The sequence below is a fragment of the Pseudomonas sp. PARCl1 genome (assembly GCF_947311875.1).
GTDB classification, from domain to species: Bacteria; Pseudomonadota; Gammaproteobacteria; order Pseudomonadales; family Pseudomonadaceae; genus Aquipseudomonas; species Aquipseudomonas juntendi.
On record NZ_CAMZMX010000039.1, the window covers coordinates 1 to 20739 of the forward strand.

18 protein-coding genes are annotated in these 20739 nt (G+C 63.8%); 4 read left to right on the forward strand and 14 right to left on the reverse strand.

Annotation, left to right across the window (positions count from 1 at the left end; all coding sequences use genetic code 11):
• Positions 1 to 316: 316 nt before the first annotated feature.
• Genes QME24_RS18690 through zwf form a run of 3 tightly spaced genes read right to left on the reverse strand, consistent with a single transcriptional unit; the run spans position 317 to position 3184 of the window.
• Entirely contained in the window at positions 317 to 997 is a 681-nt protein-coding gene (locus QME24_RS18690) for a bifunctional 4-hydroxy-2-oxoglutarate aldolase/2-dehydro-3-deoxy-phosphogluconate aldolase (protein ID WP_054890314.1), read from the reverse strand.
• 17 nt (positions 998 to 1014) lie between these two features.
• Positions 1015 to 1728, reverse strand: coding sequence for a 6-phosphogluconolactonase (gene pgl / locus QME24_RS18695; protein ID WP_054905906.1), 714 nt, complete (start codon positions 1726 to 1728; stop codon positions 1015 to 1017).
• Positions 1715 to 3184, reverse strand: a complete 1470-nt coding sequence (zwf, locus tag QME24_RS18700; RefSeq protein WP_281690944.1) for a glucose-6-phosphate dehydrogenase — start codon at positions 3182 to 3184, stop codon at positions 1715 to 1717. Before zwf ends, pgl begins: the two co-directional genes overlap by 14 nt.
• A gap of 211 nt (positions 3185 to 3395) precedes the next feature.
• On the opposite strand from zwf, the gene hexR reads away from it, so the two are divergent.
• Positions 3396 to 4259, forward strand: coding sequence for a DNA-binding transcriptional regulator HexR (gene hexR / locus QME24_RS18705; RefSeq protein WP_172828429.1), 864 nt, complete (start codon positions 3396 to 3398; stop codon positions 4257 to 4259).
• Here hexR and QME24_RS18710 read toward each other — a convergent pair.
• The 11 genes from QME24_RS18710 to edd all read right to left on the reverse strand — a co-directional run bounded on the left by QME24_RS18710 (position 4252) and on the right by edd (position 17550).
• Positions 4252 to 5106, reverse strand: a complete 855-nt coding sequence (locus QME24_RS18710) for a D-hexose-6-phosphate mutarotase (protein ID WP_054905908.1) — start codon at positions 5104 to 5106, stop codon at positions 4252 to 4254. The genes hexR and QME24_RS18710 overlap by 8 nt on opposite strands.
• 117 nt (positions 5107 to 5223) lie before the next feature.
• Positions 5224 to 6567 carry a carbohydrate porin gene (locus QME24_RS18715; RefSeq protein ID WP_009683408.1) on the reverse strand — a complete coding sequence of 448 codons (1344 nt, stop codon included), beginning with the start codon at positions 6565 to 6567 and terminating at the stop codon, positions 5224 to 5226.
• Positions 6568 to 6607: 40 nt separating this feature from the next.
• Positions 6608 to 7762 (reverse strand): sn-glycerol-3-phosphate ABC transporter ATP-binding protein UgpC, encoded by a 1155-nt coding sequence (gene ugpC, locus QME24_RS18720; RefSeq protein WP_029885492.1) that lies wholly within the window; start codon positions 7760 to 7762, stop codon positions 6608 to 6610.
• A gap of 3 nt (positions 7763 to 7765) precedes the next feature.
• The gene (locus QME24_RS18725; protein ID WP_009683406.1) at positions 7766 to 8623 is read right to left on the reverse strand and encodes a carbohydrate ABC transporter permease; all 858 of its coding nucleotides are present in this window, start codon (positions 8621 to 8623) and stop codon (positions 7766 to 7768) included.
• Positions 8616 to 9524: a sugar ABC transporter permease gene (locus QME24_RS18730; protein ID WP_009683405.1), complete on the reverse strand. Its 909-nt coding sequence runs from the start codon at positions 9522 to 9524 to the stop codon at positions 8616 to 8618. The genes QME24_RS18725 and QME24_RS18730 overlap by 8 nt, the downstream gene beginning before the upstream one ends.
• Positions 9525 to 9702: 178 nt before the next feature.
• Positions 9703 to 10989, reverse strand: coding sequence for an ABC transporter substrate-binding protein (locus QME24_RS18735; RefSeq protein WP_192439711.1), 1287 nt, complete (start codon positions 10987 to 10989; stop codon positions 9703 to 9705).
• Positions 10990 to 11095: 106 nt separating this feature from the next.
• Positions 11096 to 12343: an AGE family epimerase/isomerase gene (locus QME24_RS18740; protein ID WP_192439710.1), complete on the reverse strand. Its 1248-nt coding sequence runs from the start codon at positions 12341 to 12343 to the stop codon at positions 11096 to 11098.
• 156 nt (positions 12344 to 12499) lie between these two features.
• Positions 12500 to 13954, reverse strand: a complete 1455-nt coding sequence (locus QME24_RS18745; RefSeq protein ID WP_054881599.1) for an ATP-binding protein — start codon at positions 13952 to 13954, stop codon at positions 12500 to 12502.
• Positions 13935 to 14660, reverse strand: a complete 726-nt coding sequence (gltR, locus tag QME24_RS18750) for a two-component system response regulator GltR (RefSeq protein ID WP_235768531.1) — start codon at positions 14658 to 14660, stop codon at positions 13935 to 13937. Before gltR ends, QME24_RS18745 begins: the two co-directional genes overlap by 20 nt.
• Positions 14661 to 14767: 107 nt before the next feature.
• The gene (locus QME24_RS18755; RefSeq protein WP_029885497.1) at positions 14768 to 15727 is read right to left on the reverse strand and encodes a glucokinase; all 960 of its coding nucleotides are present in this window, start codon (positions 15725 to 15727) and stop codon (positions 14768 to 14770) included.
• A complete protein-coding gene (gene edd / locus QME24_RS18760; protein ID WP_009683397.1) occupies positions 15724 to 17550 on the reverse strand; it encodes a phosphogluconate dehydratase in 1827 nt (608 codons plus the stop codon). The genes QME24_RS18755 and edd overlap by 4 nt, the downstream gene beginning before the upstream one ends.
• A gap of 264 nt (positions 17551 to 17814) precedes the next feature.
• On the opposite strand from edd, the gene gap reads away from it, so the two are divergent.
• The 3 genes from gap (at position 17815) to QME24_RS18775 (ending at position 20573) form a co-directional block, all read left to right on the forward strand.
• The gene (gap, locus tag QME24_RS18765) at positions 17815 to 18816 is read left to right on the forward strand and encodes a type I glyceraldehyde-3-phosphate dehydrogenase (protein WP_281690945.1); all 1002 of its coding nucleotides are present in this window, start codon (positions 17815 to 17817) and stop codon (positions 18814 to 18816) included.
• A gap of 191 nt (positions 18817 to 19007) precedes the next feature.
• Complete coding sequence (locus QME24_RS18770; RefSeq protein ID WP_054881596.1) at positions 19008 to 19520, forward strand: RNA polymerase sigma factor; 513 nt, start codon at positions 19008 to 19010, stop codon at positions 19518 to 19520.
• A gap of 90 nt (positions 19521 to 19610) precedes the next feature.
• Entirely contained in the window at positions 19611 to 20573 is a 963-nt protein-coding gene (locus QME24_RS18775) for a FecR domain-containing protein (protein WP_054905911.1), read from the forward strand.
• The last annotated feature ends 166 nt before the right edge of the window (positions 20574 to 20739 follow it).

Below are 20739 nucleotides of genomic sequence, written 5' to 3' on the forward strand. Positions count from 1 at the left end.
CGAACAAGGCGGCCGCGCGCATCTGGCACAGGGGTTACTGGCCCGAAACAAACGTAGGAGCGAGCGCAGCTCGCGATGCGCCGCGCGGGCGGCGCTCGATCTCACAGGCGCTGAAGATGCTGCGGCTACCCTTGCCAGGAACCATAGTACTGCACAGGCTTCGAGTGCTGCGGTATTCCTGTGGGAGATCACACAGCCCTAAGGGCTGCGCTGTCGCGCAGAGAACTCGATCCATAAGCCCGGCGCTGCCAGAAAGCCAGGCAAAAAAAAGGGGCGCCGACCAAGCGCCCCATAAGCCGTAAAGCACACAACAAATTCAGTTGGCGTCCACTAGCGCCATCGCCTCGGCACTGCACGCTTCAATCCGCGCCCAATCGCCATTCTTGATCCAGCTGCTGTCGAGCATCCAGGTGCCCCCTACACACATCACGTTGGGCAAGGCCATGTAATTGCGCACATTGGCCGGGTTCACACCACCGGTTGGGCAGAAGCGGATATCGCCGAAAGGCCCGCCGAACGCCTTGATCGCCGCCACGCCACCGCTGATTTCCGCAGGGAACAGCTTGAAGCGACGGTAGCCAAGGGCATACCCCAGCATGATTTCAGACGGCGTGCTGATGCCTGGCAGTAGCGGGATCTCGCTATCCACCCCGGCCTGGAGGAGCTCCGGGGTAATGCCTGGGGTGACGACAAATTGTGCACCTGCGGCTTCAACGGCGGCGAACATACCGCGGTCCAGAACAGTGCCGGCGCCCACGCAGAGCTCCGGGCGCTGCTTGCGCAGTACCTCGATGGCCTTCAGCCCAAGCGCTGAGCGCAAGGTCACTTCAAGGGTACGGATACCGCCAGCAGCCAGTGCGTCAGCCAGCGGCAGGATGTCTTCCTCACGGGCGATGGTGATTACCGGCAGGATGCGCGCCTTTTCGCAAATGGCGTCGATCCGCGCGGCTTTGTCGGCCATCGAGAGCTTGGACTGTGGGCGTTCAAGGGTGGTCATGACTGTGGATCCTTGGCTCATGGGCACCAGTAGATGTCCAGGGGGGCGTGAAGAAAAGCGCGAATCGGCATTTCGGTAAGGTCGTTGCCAGCCAGCGCGGCGCGCAGGGTGGCGAGTTTGCCCTGGCCCTGCACGGCCAGCGCGGTAAAGCCGGCACTGGCCAGCAAGGCGCGGGTCATCGAGAGGCGCTGGTGCGGCACGCTGGGCGCCAGCAACGGCAGGCAGCGACGTTGGCCAGCCAAGTCAAGGCCTGCTTCCAAGTTCGGGCTGGCCGGGAACAGCGAAGCGGTATGGCCATCGTCCCCCATGCCCAGCACCAGCACGTCGATCTGCGGCAGCTCGGCCAACGCCTGGTCGGCCATGAGTGCGGCGGCGTCGAGGTTTTCCGCCTGCTGGTACAGGCCAATGAAGCGGGCCTTGGCCGCATCACCCTGGAACAGGTGACGGGCCAGCAGGCCCGCATTGCTGTCGGCGTGCTCTACCGGCACCCAGCGTTCATCGGCCAGGCTGACGGTGACCTTGGCCCAGTCCAGCGCTTCGCTGGCCAGTTTTTCCAGGAAGGGCACCGGGCTGCGGCCACCGGACAACACCACGCAGGCCTGCCCCTTGGCAGCAACCGCAGCGCGCAGGCGCTCGGCCACGTCGTGGGCCTGCGTGGCGGCCAGCGCCTCGGCGTTTGCCAACTCGTGTACGTTCACGACCGCTGGCAGTTTCAGTTCAGATATCCCCATACCACGCCCTCCCATCGCGTGTGATCAGTGCAATCGAGCTCATTGGCCCCCAGGAGCCGGCCGCGTAAGGCTTGGGCGCATCGCCCGCATTACGCCAGCCGGCGATCAACTGGTCGCACCACTTCCAGGCATACTCGATTTCATCCTTGCGCACGAACAGGTTCTGGTTGCCGCGCATCACTTCGAGCAACAGCCGCTCGTAGGCATCCGGAATCCGCGCACTGCGCCAGGTATCGGAAAAATTCAGTTGCAGCGGGCCACTGCGCAGTTGCATGCCCTTGTCCAGCCCCTGCTCCTTGGTCATCACCCGCAACGAAATGCCTTCATCCGGCTGCAGGCGGATGATCAGCTTGTTGCCCACCTGCAAACGCTGTTCCGGGGCGAAGATGTAGTGCGGGGTTTCCTTGAAGTGGATAACGATCTGCGACAGCTTCTGCGGCATGCGCTTGCCGGTACGCAGGTAGAACGGCACGCCCGACCAACGCCAGTTGCGAATGTCGGCACGCAGGGCGACGAAGGTTTCGGTATCGCTCTGCGCGTTGGCATTGTCTTCTTCCAGGTAGCCCGGTACCGGCTTGCCGTCGCTGTAGCCGGCAATGTACTGGCCACGCACCACGCGGGTGCTCAGGGCGTCGCCCGTGATCGGTGCCAGTGCCTTCAACACCTTCACCTTTTCGTCGCGGATGGCATCGGCAGACAAGTCGCTGGGCGGGTCCATGGCGATCAGGCACAGCAGCTGCAGCAGGTGGTTCTGGATCATGTCGCGCAGTTGCCCGGCCTTGTCGAAGTAGCCCCAGCGGCCTTCGATACCGACCTTTTCGGCAACGGTGATCTCCACATGGGAGATGGAATTCTGGTTCCACTGGGTTTCGAACAGGCTGTTGGCAAACCGCAGGGCAATGAGGTTCTGCACGGTCTCCTTGCCCAGGTAGTGGTCGATACGGTAGACCCGGCTTTCCGGGAAGAACCGCGCGACAGCGTCGTTGACCCGGCGTGACGAGTCCAGGTCATGGCCAATGGGTTTTTCCAGCACTACCCGGGTGCGCGCCACCAGGCCGGCCTTGTCAAGGTTCTCGCAAATGGCCCCGTATACAGCCGCGGCGGTGGCAAAGTAGGCGATCAACGGCAACTCGCCGGGCAACTGCTCGGCCAGCGCCTGATAGCCTTCAGGCTGCAGGAAGTCCAGGTGCAGGTAGCTCAGCCGGGCGAGGAAGCGCCCCAGTGCAGCCGGCTCGATATCGGCCTCGGGCACATGCCGGCGCAGGTGCGCTTCGATGTGATCCAGGTGCGCCTGTGCACTGCCGGCCTCACGCGCCAGCGCCAGCAGACGGGTGTCGGGGTGCAGCAGATTGGCGCGGTCGAGTTGGTACAGCGCAGGAAACAGCTTGCGCAGCGCCAGGTCGCCGAGGGCGCCAAACAGGGCAAAGGTGCAAGGTTCGACACTGATTGCAGCCATGATGTTGGTTCTTTCCTAAAGTTGGTCTAGGAATACCGCTTTCACATACGGTTTTCAAGGGGAAATGTAGTAAAAACCACAACATTACACACAAGTGTTACAGATAAGTGGTACACCAACCGCACCGACAGTACGATAGACGACCGTGCAAAAAGCCTGCTGCTCCCACAGCCGGCTGTCTTCCCGACCCAAGGACATACCCATGGACCGCGTGCGAAACCTCCTGGAACAGATCCAGGGACGCCTCGACGAGCTGAACAAGGCCGAACGCAAAGTCGCCGAAGTCATCCTGCTCAACCCGCAACAAGCCACCCGTTTCAGCATCGCTGCGCTGGCCCAGGCGGCCAAGGTCAGCGAGCCGACCGTCAACCGTTTCTGCCGCTCGTTCGGCGTCAGCGGCTACCCCGAGCTCAAGCTGCAACTGGCACAGAGCCTGGCCAGCGGCGCTGCCTATGTCAGCCGCGCAGTAGAGGCCGACGATGACCCGGCGGCCTATACCCAGAAAATCTTCGCCAGCGCCATTGCCTCACTCGACAGTGCCTGCCAGCAACTGGACCCGATGCAGGTCAGCCGTGCCGTGGACATGATGATCCAGGCCCGGCAAATCCACTTTTTCGGCCTTGGCGCCTCCGCCCCGGTGGCCCTCGATGCACAGCACAAGTTCTTCCGCTTCAACCTGGCGGTATCGGCCCATGCCGACGTGCTGATGCAGCGCATGCTGGCCTCGGTGGCCCACACTGGTGACCTGTTCGTGATCATTTCCTACACCGGGCGCACCCGCGAACTGGTCGATGTGGCACGCCTGGCCCGCGAAAACGGTGCCTCGGTACTGGGCCTGACTGCCGCCGGCTCGCCCCTGGCCAACGCCTGCAGCCTGAGCCTGCATATCCCGCTGCCCGAAGACACGGACATCTACATGCCAATGACCTCGCGCATCATTCAGCTGACCGTGCTCGATGTCCTGGCTACCGGCATGACCCTGCGCCGTGGCGTGGATTTCCAGCCGCACCTGCGCAAGATCAAGGAAAGCCTGAACGCCAGCCGCTACCCGATCGAGGACGACGAACTCAACTGAGCCGGTGCGCCTGCAAACGCAGGTGGGCACGCTGCCCCGGGGCCAGGGTCAAGCCCTCGCCGCTGCCACTGGCCGCCTCGACGCAGACAAAGCCCTGGCATTCCCGCCCGGTCACGCCCATCAACGGGCGATTGCCCGGGTGCCAGACCACCGTGTCGTCGCTGTCGCCCGTGTCGATGCACAGCTCGCGCTGCCAGGCCGGGTCCTGCAGTTGTACCCGCGGCGTGCCCGGGTAGACCTTCTGGCAGCCGCCCTTGAGCTTCAGCGCACCGTCCTCGCGGCAGGCCTGACGGTTGAGCCGGTCATAACCCTGGATATCCTCCAGCCCAGACAGCGCTATCTCGGAAACGTGACTGATACGCCAGTAGGCCAGCAAGGCATGGCTCAACTGGCAGGGTTGGCTGTCCTGGTGCTCGGTGCTCAGGCTCAGCTCCATGCGGCTGCCCAACCGGGCATGCAGGTCGACCTGCCAGTCGCACAGGTCCAATTGCCACTTCAGGCTTACGCCCTCCTCGTCCTCGCGACTGTCCACCAGCTTCCAGTCCAGCAACCGCGCCCAGCCATGCGCCGGCCACAGGTCTTCGCTGGGGTGGCGGCCATACCACGGCCAGCACACCGGCACACCACCGCGTATCGCCCCCACCTGCGGCCACTGCTCGGCGCACCACAGCCAAGGCCGCTCGCCCGCCGGCTGAAAATGCAGCAGTTGCGCGCCCTGGCGGCTGAATACCGCCTGGCATCGGGGGTGGTCGATGATCAGTACATCGCGCTGCTGGTAACGCTCCCACTCGAATGTCGGCCGCGGCCGCTGCGAGGTGAAGAAGCGATGGAGCGGATGTTCAGGCATGGGTCAGAGCTCTTTTTGTTTGAGGTAGCGCTGTCTCGGCCTATCCCCAACACCCACTGCAGGGCAGTGGGTGCCGGGCGCCGAAAATGGATTGGCGTAAATTTACAACAATTGCCCTCAGAATGACGACTGAATCTTCAAGCCGGCGACCAGCGCATTGTCCACCTGGTCAACCCCACCCGGGCTCTTGATGTACTGCAGGTTGGGCCGCACGGTCAGCCAGTTGGTGACGTGGAAGCCGTAGTACAGCTCGGCGTTGTACTCGGTGCGCTGCAATGGCATGAAGCCTGGGTTGTCGTAATCGTCGATGCCGTTCTGCGCGTTGATCAGCTCGGCACGCTTCTTCACGTCGTCGTTCACATGGATGCGTGCCACGCCAAAGCCGATGTCATCCTTGGGCCGGGCGTCGAACGCGCCTTTGTACACCAACCCCACCTGCTGGTAGTTGTCGACCACGTTGGTGGCCTTGTCGTGCACGGTGAAGTTGGCGAACAGGCTGAGGCCGCGGTTCACATCCCCGGCATGAGCGGTGACCTGCTGCTGCGCCACCACCCACCAGCCATGCTTGCTGGAGTGCGACTTGAACGCGTTGCCGGTGATACCCTGCGGGTTGCCGTTGACGTCGTCGTAGACATCGTCGGCCTTGGCGGTGCTGTAGTAGTAGCCCAGGCGGTACTCGCCCGGCAGGCCGTTGACCTTGGGTGACCACACCGCCTCCACCGGCAGGATCGCGCCCTTGGTGCCGCTGCCACTGAGTTTGAAGCCGTTGCCGGTTTCCAGGTTGGACGGGTTCTGCTCGAAGGCACCGACCTGCACGAAGAAGTCCGGGGTGATGTTGTACTTCACCCGCAGCGCCCACTGGCTGACCGGCCAGTTGTACCAGATGCCGCCTACCCAGTTGCCCACCTGCGAACCGCAGAAGGCCAGGTTCTGGAAGTCGCACGGGAAGCTGTTGAAATCCTCACCCGGGCCGTAGCGGCCGACTTTCACATCCAGTGCGCCGTCGAAGTACTTCTGCTTGACCCACATCTGGGTCAGGCGCCAGGTCTGGCCGCGCCCCCACACCTCCTGCACCGAGCTGAACTGCCCGGCGCGCGGGTCGCTGATGCGGTCGTTGGACAGGTTACGGCCGCTACGCTCGGTGATCGCCAGCTTGAATTCGGCATCGTGCCAGCCAAAGATCTTCTGCAGGTCCAAGTGCGCGCCAAGGGCGAACTGGTCGCTGTAGCGCGCGGTTTTGTCGTCGTTGTAGCCGCCATGCAGGTTACCGGCCACTTCGCCCACGTAATCGAGGGTGAAATCGTAGCCCTTGTCCAGCAGCTCGGTGCGGGTGCCGCCCCAGTCGCCGGTCATCCACTTCGATTCGCTGGAAAATGCCTCGGCAGCTTGTGCACTGGCGCTGCCTACCACGGCGAGCAATGCCAGCGACCCCAATGTCTTGATACGTTTGCGCTGTTCCATCCCTTTGCGTCCTCTTTTTCTTATTGATGATGTAGACGAATTAACGGCCTTTGAAGTGAGCCACGTTGTCCTTGGTGGCTGCGGCAGTGCTGGCCAGGTGCAGCCGCTCGCCGCTGTTGGCGTCGAACAGCAGCACCCGCGCCGGGTCCAGTTGCAGGTTGAGGTTGTCGCCAACCTGGCAGGCCACATCGGGCGCCAGGCGGCAGCACACCTTGGTCTGGTTGAGGGTGACGAACACCAGCAGGTCCGGCCCGGTGGGTTCGGTGACCTGCACTTCGGCACGAATGGCCGGCAGGCCGTTGCCCTCGCTGGCCCCCAGGGCGATCTGCTCAGGGCGGATGCCCAGCAGGATTTCACGGCCATCCTGTTCATTGGCGGCCAGCCCCAAGGGCAGCTCGCAGCGCGCCTGGCCGCTGTCGAGCAGCGCCAGCAGGCGACCATCCTGTTGCTTGAGGCGGGCCGGAATGAAGTTCATTGGCGGCGAGCCGATGAAGCTGGCGACAAACTGGTTGGCCGGGTCGTTGTAGATCTGTTGCGGGGTACCGAACTGCTGGATGATGCCATCTTTCATCACCGCAACCTTGTCGCCCAGGGTCATGGCCTCGATCTGGTCATGGGTGACGTACACGGTGGTGGTCTTCAGGCGCTGGTGCATCAGCTTCATTTCGGTACGCATCTCGACCCGCAGCTTGGCGTCCAGGTTGGACAGCGGCTCGTCGAACAGGTAGATCTTCGGCCGCCGCGCCAGTGCCCGGCCCATGGCCACACGCTGCTGCTGGCCGCCCGACAGCTGCGCCGGTTTGCGCGCCAGCAGGTGCTCGATCTGCAGCAGCTTGGCCACCCGCGCCACCTCTTCATCGATTGCCGCCTGCGGCAGCTTGCGGATTTTCAGGCCAAATTCGATGTTTTCGCGCACGCTCATGGTCGGGTACAGCGCATAGGACTGAAACACCATGGCGATGTCGCGGTCCTTGGGGCTCATGCCACTGACGTCCTGCCCGTCGATGAGAATGGCCCCGCCGGTGATCTGCTCCAGGCCGGCGATGCAGTTCATCAGGGTCGATTTGCCACAGCCCGACGGGCCAACCAAAATCAGGAACTCACCGTCGCTGATCGACAGCTGGATGTCCTTGAGGGTGTCGGGCAGGCCGGTGCCGTAGGTCTTGTTTACATTGCGCAGTTCGAGCGTTGCCATGACTTACCCCTTGACTGCGCCGGCCGTCAGCCCGCGCACGAAATATTTGCCTGCCACCACGTAGACCAGCAGGGTTGGAAGGCCGGCGATCATCGCCGCCGCCATGTCGACGTTGTATTCCTTGGCGCCGGTGCTGGTGTTCACCAGGTTGTTCAGGGCCACGGTGATCGGTTGCGAGTCGCCGCTGGAAAACACCACGCCGAACAGGAAATCGTTCCAGATCTGGGTGAACTGCCAGATCAGGCAGACCATGATGATCGGCGTCGACATCGGCAGGATGATGCGGCGGAAAATGGTGAAGAACCCGGCGCCATCCAGGCGCGCCGCCTTGACCAGCGCATCCGGGATGCTCACGTAGAAGTTGCGGAAGAACAGGGTGGTGAAGGCCAGCCCGTAGACCACGTGCACCAGCACCAGGCCACTGGTGGTGCTGGCCAGGCCGAGCTTGCCGAGGGTGAACGAGGCCGGCAGCAACACTGTCTGGAATGGCAGGAAGCAGCCGAACAACAGCAGCCCGAAGAACAGCTGCGACCCGCGGAAGCGCCACATCGAGAGCACATAGCCGTTCAACGCGCCGATGGCAGTGGAGATCAGCACCGCCGGCACGGTGATCATGATCGAGTTCCAGAAGTAACCGCTGACGGTACCCCAGGCCTTGACCCAGCCAATGCCAGTGATCACCGCGGGCCAGCTCAGCAGGTTGCCGGTGCTGATGTCTTCCGGGGTTTTGAAGCTGGTCAGCAGCATCACCACCAGCGGCACCAGGTACAGCAGCACAGCGATCAGCAACACGCCATGGATGGCGATACGGCCAAGGCTCAGTGCCGGTTTTTCGGCAGGGCTATTCGATGCGCTATGCATGGCGTTTGCTCCGCAGCTCCGAGTACAGGTAAGGCACGAGGATCGCCAGAATCGCGCCCAGCATGAGGATGGCGCTGGCCGACCCCATGCCCATCTGGCCGCGGCTGAAGGTGAACGAGTACATGAACATGGCCGGCAGGTCGGATGAGTAACCCGGGCCACCGGCGGTCATCGCCGCCACCAGGTCGAAGCTCTTGATGGCAATGTGCGAAAGAATCATCAGCGCACTGAAAAACACCGGGCGCAGGCTGGGCAGCACCACTGTCCAGTAAATGCGTGGCAGGCTGGCGCCGTCGATCTGCGCGGCGCGGATGATGGACTGGTCAACCCCGCGCAGCCCGGCCAGGAACATGGCCATGATGAAGCCCGATGCCTGCCACACGGCGGCGATCACCAGGCAGTACACCACCCGGTCCGGGTCGATCAGCCAGTCCAGCCGGAAGCCCTCCCAGCCCCAGTCGCGCAGCAGCTTGTCCAGGCCCATGCCAGGGTTGAGCAGCCACTTCCAGGCGGTGCCGGTAACGATCATCGACAGGGCCATGGGGTACAGGTAAATGGTCCGGATAAAACCTTCGCGGCGAATGCGCTGGTCCAGCAATACCGCCAGCAACACGCCAATGGCCAGGCTGATGGCGATGAACAGGCCGCCGAACAGCAGCAGGTTCTTGCTGGCCACCCACCAGCGATCGTTGTCGAACAGCCGGGCATATTGCGCCAGGCCCGCCCACTTGTAGGTGGGCAGGAAGGTCGAGGTGGTGAAGGACAGCACGAATGTCCAGAGGATGTAGCCGTAGAAGCCCACCAGCACAATGAACATGCTCGGTGCCAGCACCAGCTTGGGTAGCCAGCGCTGCAGCGCGTCCAGGGGTGAGGCCCGCAATTGGGCGGTAGTCGTGGTCATGGTTCACCTCAAAGGCGCTGCACTCCGGGTAGGAGCGGCCTTGCGTCGCGATGGGCTGCAGCGCAGCCCTGAGGACTCAAGTTCGACACCTACCTGAAAGATCGAGTGCGCAGGTTTGGGGCTGCTGCGCAGCCCATCGCGACGCAAGGCCGCTCCTACAACGGGACCGCGTCAGCCTTTACTGGGCCGCCTTGATGGCCGCCGCCAGCTTCTTCGCCGCATCGGCCGGGTCGGCCTTGGGGTCGTTGATGTAGTTGGTCACCACATCGAAGAACGCGCCCTGCACGGCCAGCGTGGTGGCCATGTTGTGCGCCATGCTTGGCTGCAGGCCGCCCGTCTTGGCGTCGGCGAGGAAGTCCTTGGCGGAGGTTTGCGCGCAGCTGTCGAAGCCATACTTGCCCATGTTGCCGAGCATGTCGTTACGCACCGGAATCGACCCTTTGTTGATGCTGAAGACCTTCTGGAAGTCCTCGCCCAGCACCTTGCGCGCGATGTCCTGCTGCCCGGCGGATGTTCCGGCGTTGTTCTGCTTGAACACCACCAGCGAGTCGATGTTGTACAGGAAGGCCTTGTCCGTGCCGGGGAATGGGACGCACTGGTAATCCTTGCCGGCGGTTTTCTTCGCCAGGGTCCATTCGCTCTTGGCCCAGTCACCCATGATCTGCATGCCGGCCTTGCCGTTGATGACCTTGGCCGCTTCCAGGTTCCAGTCCTGGCCCTTGCCATCCTGGTCCATGTAGGTGGCGACCTTTTTCAGCTCGGTCAGTGCCTTGACCATTTGCGGGCCAGCCAGGGTGGCGCTGTCGAGGTCGACCAGGGCCTTCTTGTAGCCATCGACGCCCATCACTGCCAGGACCACGTTTTCGAACACGGTGCTGTCCTGCCAAGGCTGGCCGCCATGGGCAAGCGCAATGAAGCCTGCGGCCTTGAGCTTGTCGGCAGCGGCATAGAATTCGTCGAGGGTGCTGGGCGCCTTGTCGATGCCGGCTTTCTTGAAGACTTCGGGGTTGATCCACAGCCAGTTGATACGGTGGATGTTGACCGGCACGGCAACGTAGTCACCGTCGTACTTCACGGTATCGGCGACCTTCTTGTCGAGCAGCGAGTCCCACTTTTCTTCCTTGGCCACGTCCTTGAGCACATCGGCATCGAGCAGGCCGGTGGCCGCCCAGTCCTGGATGTCCGGGCCCTTGATCTGCGCCACACCGGGTGGGTTGCCGGCGACTGCGCGGCTCTTGAGTACGGTCATGGCGGTGGCCCCGCCGCCGCCGGCAACGGCGCCGTCCTTCCAGGTGAAGCCGTCTTTCTCGACTTGCGCCTTGAGCACATCGACCGCTGCTTTTTCACCGCCAGAGGTCCACCAGTGCACCACCTCTACACTGCCTTTGCTTTCGGCGGCGCTGGCGCCCAGCGGCAGTATGGAGGCGAGCGAGATAGCAGCGGCGAGACAGAGTTTGGAATTCATCGAAGCACCTTTCTTGTTGTTATGCGTGCAAGTCAAACGCTTGCGTTGCATGGAGTCTAAACAGCGTGCCCGCCCCGCCAGGTAACGAAGCGATGCGTGAATGTCATCATTTGGTTACATTGCTGCCCAGGTTGCTTGCCAGGCTGGGCGCCAGCGGCAAGCCTGGCAGCAGCAGCGCCTGGTAGGCGTGATAGAGGTCGGGCTTGCCCGGCCAGATGGTCCCGGCCGGCCGGTTGTTGCTATCGAGTTCGTGGTGCCAACTGCCCGCCACAGGGTCGATGAAGTGGTTGGCGATAAACCCCCAGAGGGTGCGGTACCACTGCTCGTAACGGGCCTCGCCGGTACGCTGCAACAAGGCCGCAGCGGCGGCGCACGCTTCGGCGTGCACCCAGTGCAGGCGCGCATTCACCACCGGGCGGTTGGCCCAGTCCAGGGTGTAGACGAAACCCTCTGCGCCATCGACGTTCCAGGCGTGCTGGCAGGCGGCCTCGAACAGCCCGCTGGCACTTTCTGCCAGCCACTGCGGTGCCGGCAGCCCGGCACGTTGCAGGCTGGCCTCCAGGTGCAGTAGCAAACGCGCCCATTCCAGGGCGTGCCCAGGCGTGGTGCCAAAGGGCCGGAAATGATCGGCGGGGTGGTCGTGGTTGTAGTCCGCCACGGGCTGCCAGTGTACGTCGAAGTGTTCGATCACCCGGTAACCGCTACCGGCGGCATGGGTATGGATGATGCGTTCGGCGATACGCAACGCGCGTTGCAGCCACAGCGTGTTGCCGGTGACATCAGCCAGGGCCAGGAACGCCTCGGTCGCATGCATGTTGCTGTTGGCGCCACGGTACGGCTCGGGCAATTGCCAGGCACGGGAGTAAGCCTCTTGCAGGGCACCTTCGGCTTCGCTCCAGAAATGCCGCTCGATCACCTCGGTGGCGTCTGCCAGCAGGCCCCTGGCACTGGCGGCGCCCGCCACCACGGCAGAGCTGGCGGCCAGGGCGACGAAGGCATGCAGGTAGGCGGCCTTGCCGCTGTCCTGCTGGCCATCGGGGTGAGCGAACCAGCCCCCACAGCTGGCATCTTGCATGGCGCCGCGCAGGGCGGCCACGCCGTGCTCGGCGTAGGCCAGGCAGCCTGGAATGCCTTGCAGGTGAGCCAGGGCAAAACAGTGGGTCATGCGCGCCGTGTTCATGGTTTCGGCGCGGGCACCAGCGGCGAGTTGGCCTTTGGCATCCAGGTTGCCGAAGCCGTCCGGGCGTTTCGCGGCTTTGGCAAAGGCCAGCAGCCGCTGGGCCTCGGCCAGGCGCCAGGCCGTATGAGCCGGGGCTTTCAGCCAGCTGGTGGAGGGCAGTAGGTGGGTATTCATGAGCCAGCTTTATCCTTGCCAGTCGTGTGCGAATTCTAGCCAGCGGGGTCGAGGCAGATGTCACGAAGGAGGTTGGGATTGTCACTGGGCAGTGACAATTGAGTGACCTGAGGGCAAACCTTGAAACCCTGCGGCCCTTGCAGGCAACACGGAAAATCAGTCCATGCCTCGCGGCAGGAACAAGGTTACCCGCAGCCCGCCGTCGCGCAGGTTCAGCAAACTCACCTCGCCGCCATGGCTATGGGCAATATTGCGTGCAATCCCCAACCCCAGCCCGTAACCCTGTTGCTGGGCGGCCAGGCGGAAGTGTGGCTCGAACACCTGCTCCAGCTGCTGCTGGGGTACCCCCGGCCCTTGGTCATCCACCTGCAGCACAAAGCCCTCGGCGCTGTCGATGATACGCAGTTGCGCCCGTTCGCCGTACTTGATGGCGTTGTCGATCAGGTTGCCGATGCAGCGTCGCAGGGCCAGAGGTTTGCCGGGGTACGGTGCAAGCGCCTTGCCGTACACAGTGACGCGGCCATCGGCCAGGTAAGGCTCGGCCAGGATATCCAGCACCTGATTGAGGTCGACGGGCTCGATGTTCTCGTGGATGTCGGTGTCCTTCACACATTGCAGGGCGCCTTTGACCAGCAGCTCCAGCTCGTCCAGGTCCTGGCTGAACTTGGCTTGCAGGCGCTCGTCTTCCAACAGCTCGACACGCAGGCGCAGGCGGGTTATTGGTGTGCGCAGGTCGTGGGATATGGCGCTGAACAACTGGCTGCGTTCGGTCAGGTAACGGCTGATACGTTCGCGCATGCTGTTGAATGCCCGGCTCACCTCGACCACTTCGCTGCCGCCACCTTCCGCCAGCGGCGCCACATCAGCGCCCAGCGACATTTCCCGCGCGGCCCGGGCCAGGCGTTTGAGTGGCCAGCTTTGCCAGTGCACCAGCAAGCCGATGAACAGCAACAGCAAGGCCGTGGTCAGCACCATGAACCCCACCTGCTGGCGTGGCAGGCGTTCGGCTTCCAGGCCGGTATATGGCTCGGGCAGCAACGAGGCGATGTACAGCCACTCCCCCTCCCCCAGGCGGATCTGCGTGACCAGCACCGGTGGCTTGAGGGGCTCGAGCGTCAGCGAGTAATGCGCCCACGAGCGCGGCAGCTCGTCGAGCTTGAGGCCGCTGTTGAAGATGCGCAGCTCGTCAGGCCCGACGAACTCGACGGAAATTTCCATCTGCGACCCCAGGCGCTCGTGCAACACCTGCTGGAATACATCGATCACCGCCTGCTTGCGCGCCGTGACGGGCAACGCCTGCATGTCCAGCGGGGTGGCGTTGAGCGATACGAAAAACCGCGTGCCGCCCATGCTGCGCAACTGGTCGAGCACCAGCGGCCGGTAGGCCACTGGCAACGACCGGAAGTAACTGACGCTGGCGCTCATCGAATGGGCCAGGCTGCTGGCACTGGCCCGCAACCCCTGCAACTGGCTGGCGCGCAGTTGGGAAACCCAGATGATGCTCGACAACCCCTGGGCCAGCAGCACCACCAGCAGGGTCAGCAGCAGCATGCGCCCCAGCAGTGAGCGGGGCAGCAAGCGCCAGCGCCGCTCAGGGCGCACAGCAGACATGCGCCGCCAACAGGTAACCGCTGCCGCGCACGGTGCGGATCAGCCGGGGAGGTTTATCGGTGTCGCGCAGGCGCTGGCGCAGGCGACTGACCGCCATGTCGACGATACGGTCCAGCGGCATCGGCTCGCGGCCGCGGGTGGCGTTGCCGATGGTGTCGCGGTCGAGGATTTGCTGTGGGTGGTCGAGGAACAGCTTGAGCAGTGCGAAGTCGGCACCGGAGAGAATCACCTCCTCACCATCGCGGTGGAACAGCCGGTGGCTGACCGTGTCCAGGCGCCAGTCATCGAAGGCCAGCACCGCGCTCCCCGGCGCCGCCTGGCCAAACTCGGCGCGGCGCAGCAGGGCCTTTACCCGCGCCTGCAGCTCGCGCGGGCTGAACGGTTTGCCCAGGTAGTCGTCGGCACCCAGCTCTAGGCCGATGACCCGGTCGGCTTCATCGGAACTGGCAGTGAGCATGATGATTGGCACACGCGCCCGGCGCGGATGCTGCCGAACCCAGCGGCACAGGCTGAAACCATCTTCATCGGGCAACATGACATCGAGAATGACCAGGTCGCAGGGGCTGCTGTCCAGCGCGCGGCGAAAGCCCGCGCCGTCGGCTTCGGCATGCACCTGGAAGCCGGAGCGGCTCAAATAGGTTTGCAGCAGTTCACGGATTTCCTGGTCGTCGTCGACCATCAGGATCGATTTGCCGGCAGTGCTCAAGGTGGTCCTTCCTCTTCTTGGTTACAGGTCTTTGCTGCCTGTTTTTATTGGGGCTGCTTTGCAGCCCTTCGCGGGCTTGCCCGCGATGGGCCGCAAAGCGGCCCCAGTCAATGGTCCAGCGCTTGCTGCAACGCCACACCCGCCCCCAGCAACCCGGAAAACTCCGCCGTCACCAGCCACACCGGCACACCCGCAAAGTAGCCGCTCATGCAGCCTTTGTCGGCAAAGCTGGCGGCGAACCCGCTGCGCAGGAACAACTCGGCAAACCGCGGGATGACCCCGCCAACGATATAGACCCCACCGCGCGCGCCCAGGGTAAGCACATTGTTCCCGGCCACGCGCCCCAGGAACCGGCAGAACTGCTCGATCACCGCCAGTGCCCGTGGCTCGCCGCCCAGTGCTGCATCGGTGATCTGCGCCGGGGACGTGTGCCGTGGGGTGTCGCCGTCCAGCGCACACAGGGCCTGGTAAAGCCGTACCAGGCCACCCCCGCTGAGTACCGTCTCGGCACTGACATGGCCGATTTGCTGGTGGATCTGCTGGTGGATCGCCGCTTCGCGGGCGTTGCCCACCGGCAGGTCGACATGCCCGCCTTCGCCCGGCAAGGCCTGCCAGTGCTGCCCGCCAAGGCGCAGCAGCGAACCCACGCCAAGGCCGGTGCCCGGGCCGATCACCAGTGCCGGGCGCGTGGGGTCTGCCTGGCCGGGGCACACCTGGCGCACTTCGCCTTCCTGCAGGCGGGTCATGCCCAACGCCATGGCGGTGAAATCATTGATCAACACCAGCCGCTCGACCTGCAAGGTCTTGCAGAACGCCAGGCGGCTCAGGCGCCAGTGGTTGTTGGTGAAGCGAAACTCGTCGCCCTCGACCGGCCCTGCCACCGCCAGGCACACCGCGGCCAGGCCGCCGCGGGCGATGCCCTGGCCATGCAGATAGGCCTCGATAGCCTGCTCCGGGCTGGTGTAGTCCGCGGTAGCGAAGACTTTTACCTCGTGCAACTGGTTGTCACGCCACAACGCAAAACGGGCGTTGGTGCCGCCGATATCGCCAACCAGCAGGTCCTTCATTTAAGGTTCTCCAGGGCAGAGGTGAAGGCACTGGCGCCCTGCTCTGCCGGGCTGAACGCCATGCGCATGAAGCCGAACAGCTCGCGCCCGCACCCCAGGTCATTGCCCTGGGGCGCCGGCGGCAGGTCGCGGCTGGCCAGTTCTTCGGCCGATACCAGTACCCGCAGCGTGCCTTCGACACCATCAACGCGCACCATATCACCATCGCGCACCCGTGCCAGCGGGCCACCGTCATAGGCTTCGGGGCACACGTGGATCGCCGCCGGGATCTTGCCCGAGGCGCCGGACATGCGCCCGTCGGTAACCAGCGCCACCTTGAAGCCGCGGTCTTGCAGCACGCCCAGGAACGGCGTGAGCTTGTGCAGCTCGGGCATGCCATTGCAACGGGGGCCCTGGAAGCGCACCACGGCCACGAAATCACACTCCAGCTCACCGGCCTTGAACGCATCGGCCAGCGACTGCTGATCGTGGAACACCCGCGCCGGGGCCTCGACCACTTGGTGCTCGGCAGCTACAGCCGAAACCTTCATCACGCCACGCCCCAGGTTGCCCTCCATCACCCGCAGGCCGCCTTCGGCCGAGAACGGCCGCGCGACCGGGCGCAGGATGCTTTCGTCCAGGCTTTGCAGCGGGCCTTCGCGCCATACCAGCTTGCCATCATCGAGGAACGGCTCCTGGGTGTAACGGCGCAGGCCGTGGCCGGCGACGGTGTTGACGTCTTCGTGCAACAGGCCGGCATCGAGCAGCTCGCGGATCAGGAAGGCCATGCCGCCAGCGGCCTGGAAGTGGTTGATGTCAGCCTTGCCGTTGGGGTAGACATGCGACAGGGTGGGCACGACCTCGGAGAGGTCGGCCATGTCCTGCCAGGTCAGCTGTATGCCGGCAGCCTGGGCAATTGCCGGGATATGCAGGGTATGGTTGGTGGAGCCACCCGTGGCGTGCAGGGCAACGATGGAGTTGACCAGCGCCTTCTCGTCGACGATTTCGCCCAGCGGCATGAAGCTGCCACTGGCCTTGGTCATGCGCGTGACCTGTTGCGCGGCCTCGGCGGTGAGCGCATCGCGCAGCGGCGTGTACGGGTTGACGAACGACGCGCCAGGCAGATGCAGGCCCATCACCTCCATCACCAGCTGGTTGGTATTGGCGGTGCCGTAGAAGGTGCAGGTACCCGGGCTGTGGTAGGAGTTCATCTCCGACTCCAGCAGCTCCTCGCGGCTGGCCTTGCCTTCGGCATAGCGCTGGCGCACGTCGGCCTTCTGCTTGTTGGAAATGCCGGAAACCATCGGCCCGCCCGGCACGAAAATGGTCGGCAAATGGCCAAAGCGCAACGCGCCCATCATCAGCCCGGGGACGATCTTGTCGCAAATGCCCAGCATCAGCGCGGCGTCGAACATGTTGTGCGACAGCGCTACCGCGGTGGACATGGCAATCACTTCCCGGCTGGCGATGGCCAGTTCCATGCCCGGCTCACCCTGGGTCACGCCGTCGCACATGGCCGGCACGCCACCGGCGAACTGGCCGACCGAGCCGACCTCGCGCAGGGCCTGCTTGATCTGCTCGGGGAAGTGCAGGTACGGCTGGTGGGCCGACAGCATGTCGTTGTAGGCCGAGACGATGGCCACGTTGGCGGCGTTCATCAGGCGCAGCGTTTGCTTGTCGTCGCTCCCGCAACCGGCCACCCCGTGGGCGAAGTTGGCGCACTGCAGGCTGGCGCGCATGGGCCCGTCACTGGCCGCGCCGCGAATCAGCTGCAGGTAGCGTTCGCGGGTGGCTCGGCTGCGTTCGACCAGCCGCTGGGTGACCTCAAGGATGCGCGGATGCATGTACTGGACTCCAGACTAATTGTAAGGGCGGTTTACCGGGCATTTCCCCTCCAACCGATTGCCGCCTAGGCTCAAGACCAGGAGCCCGCTGCATCGGTAGAGGCATATTGCCCCACCACTCGTTGTATGTTTAAACAAAATACTGCCACTAAAAAGGCTTGTTTTCTATCTGATAGTGAATAATCTTGTAATTCCAACAACAAAACCGTTTCAGTGAAGCTCCTTTGTGCCACAGGTTTCACTCGGACTGCCAGAGGTACTGCCATGACCCTTCGCATCGCCATCAATGGATTCGGCCGCATCGGCCGCAACGTCCTGCGCGCACTGTATACCCAAGGCTACCGCCAGGACCTGCAGGTCGTCGCCATCAACGACCTGGGCGACAGCGCCATGAACGCCCACCTGCTCAAGTACGACAGCGTGCACGGCACCTTCGACGCCACGGTGGAGGCCGACCACGAAAGCCTCACGGTCAATGGTGACCGTATCGCGGTCAGTGCCATTCGCAACCCGGCCGAACTGCCGTGGAAGGCCGAAGCGATCGATGTGGTGTTCGAATGCACCGGGTTGTTTACCGAGCGGGCCAAGGCAGCTGCCCACCTGGCTGCCGGGGCGGGCAAGGTGATTGTCTCGGCGCCGGCCAAAGGGGCTGATGCCACCGTGGTGTACGGGGTCAACCATGACGTGCTGCGGGCTTCGCACCAGGTCATATCCAACGCCTCGTGCACCACCAACTGCCTGGCACCGATCGCCCAGGTGCTGCACCGCGAGTTCGGCATCGAGCAAGGCCTGATGACCACCATCCACGCCTATACCAACGACCAGGTGCTGACCGACGTTTACCACAGCGACCCGTACCGCGCGCGCTCGGCAACCCAGTCGATGATCCCCAGCAAGACCGGCGCGGCCGAGGCGGTAGGCCTGGTATTGCCGGAACTGGCCGGCAAACTGACCGGTATGGCCGTGCGGGTCCCAGTGATCAACGTGTCGCTGGTGGACCTGACCGTGAACCTCAAACGCGAGGCCACCGCCGAGCAGGTCAACCAGTTGTTCCTCGAGGCGAGCAAGCATTCCAAGGTCTTGGGCTATAACGCGTTGCCATTGGTTTCCTGCGATTTCAACCACAACCCGCTGTCGTCGATCATCGATGCCAACCACACCCGCGCCAACGGGCGCATGCTCAAGGTGCTGGCCTGGTATGACAACGAGTGGGGCTTCAGCAACCGCATGCTGGATAACTGCCTGGCGTTGTGCAGGGCACGGTGAGCCTGACGGGGCACTTTTGGCGCCTGTGAGACCCGGCGCCGCGCGGGCGGCGCTCGGTCTCGAATACACAGAACATCCTCCCCCAGCCACCAGCGGGCTCACAATCTTTACCTTTTCCTAACATTCCCAGACTTGACCTTCCGCATAGATGATAAGCATTATCATTAGCTTTTGATCGGTCAGGTCTTCTCGTGAGTCAGTCCCGGTTCAACGCCGTCTTCCTCCTCCAGCGCCTTTCCCTGCTGCGCACCCTGCAGCGCATGGTCGGCAACCCCAGCACCGCCGAGGACCTGCTGCAGGAAACCTACCTGCGGGTGTCGCGCGCCCTGGGCGAGCGGCCTGTCGAGCACATCGAACCTTTCGTGTTCCAGACGGCCCGCAACCTGGCGCTCGACCACCTGCGCGCCCGCCGGGTGCAGGCCCGCATGCTGGTCGACGACGTGCCCGACGAGGTGCTGCACAGCGTGGCCGCACCGGCCAGCAGCAGCGAGGATGCCGCGCACGCCGAACAACTGCTCAAGCACCTGAGCATCAGCCTGAACCAGCTGAGCGAGCGCCAGCAGCGCATCTTCATTCTCAGCCGCCTGCATGGCGCCACCTACCTGGAAATTGCCGAGCAACTGAATGTTTCGGCCAGTACGGTACAAAAGGAACTGAAGCTGATCATGGCCATCTGCATGGGCGTCGCCGAGCGCCTGAAGTGAACCGGCCGCTGGCCAGCCCCTCAACGTAAAGCCCTTGCCACACCACGCCGCAGCCTTGATCATTTGCAAAAAACCACGCAAGGATTCCCCGTGACCGACAGCCCCGCCCCTCACCCGTCACCTGCCGGGCCCAATGCCCGTGCGCGTGCCATGGACGAGGCGCTGGAATGGCTGGTACGCCTGCAAGGCGCCGATGCCGACGACACCCTCGCCTTCCAGGCCTGGTTGAGCGCAGCGCCAGAAAACGCCGAAGCCTATGTCGAGGCAGAAGCGCTGTGGAACGGTATGCCGCTGCACCAGGTGGCCACGCAGATGCACCGGCAGCAGCGTCGGTCGTGGCGCGGGCGCCTGCGCAGCCACTGGAAGCCGTTGGCGACGGCAGCCGTGCTGCTGGTTGGGCTGGTGACCTTCGGCAACCTGCCGACACGCCTGCAGGCCGACCACCTGACCGTGGTCGGCGAACGCCAGCGCCTGCAACTGGACGATGGCGCGAAGGTGCTGCTGAATACCAATTCGGCGTTCGCCAGTGACCGCCGCGGCGGCCGCCAGGTCGCGCGCCTGCTGCAGGGTGAAGCCTACTTCCAGGTGCCGCAGAACGCGCCGATGCCGCTGGAAGTCCAGGCCGGGCCATTGCGCGCGCAAGCACGCGATACCGATTTCGCCGTGCGCTACCTCAACGGTGAAGCGCAACTGCGGGTGCAGCGCGGCGATGTCGACCTGCAAGGTGCGCGTGACCAGCGCATACGCCTCAGCGCTGGCGACAGCATCAGTGTGGGCCCCCAGGGCATTGGCCAGCGCCAGCGCCCCGACATGCACAAGGACCTGGCCTGGGTCGATGGCCGCCTGGTGTTCGAAAACTGCCCGCTGAGCCAGGTACTGGCCGAAGTCCGGCGCTATTACCCCGGCTGGATCATCAACCGCAATACCCAGCTGGATGACATTGCCGTAACCGGCAACTACCGCCTCGACCAGCCGCTGGAAACCCTGCGCGCGCTGGCTCACATCACCTCCGCCCAGTTGCATGAGTACCCGGCGCTGGTCATCCTGAACTGACTGTTTGCCTCCCCTGCGGCCACGCCGCCGCGCAGCCCGGCATGCCTGTTCAACGCTTTTGCATTTATTTTTACGCGGTTTTGCGCCCCCATCCGTCTCGTTATAGCCAATGCAACTGATTCTTGTTTAACAAACGAGAACAGACACCTATAACTGTCTGCACGTT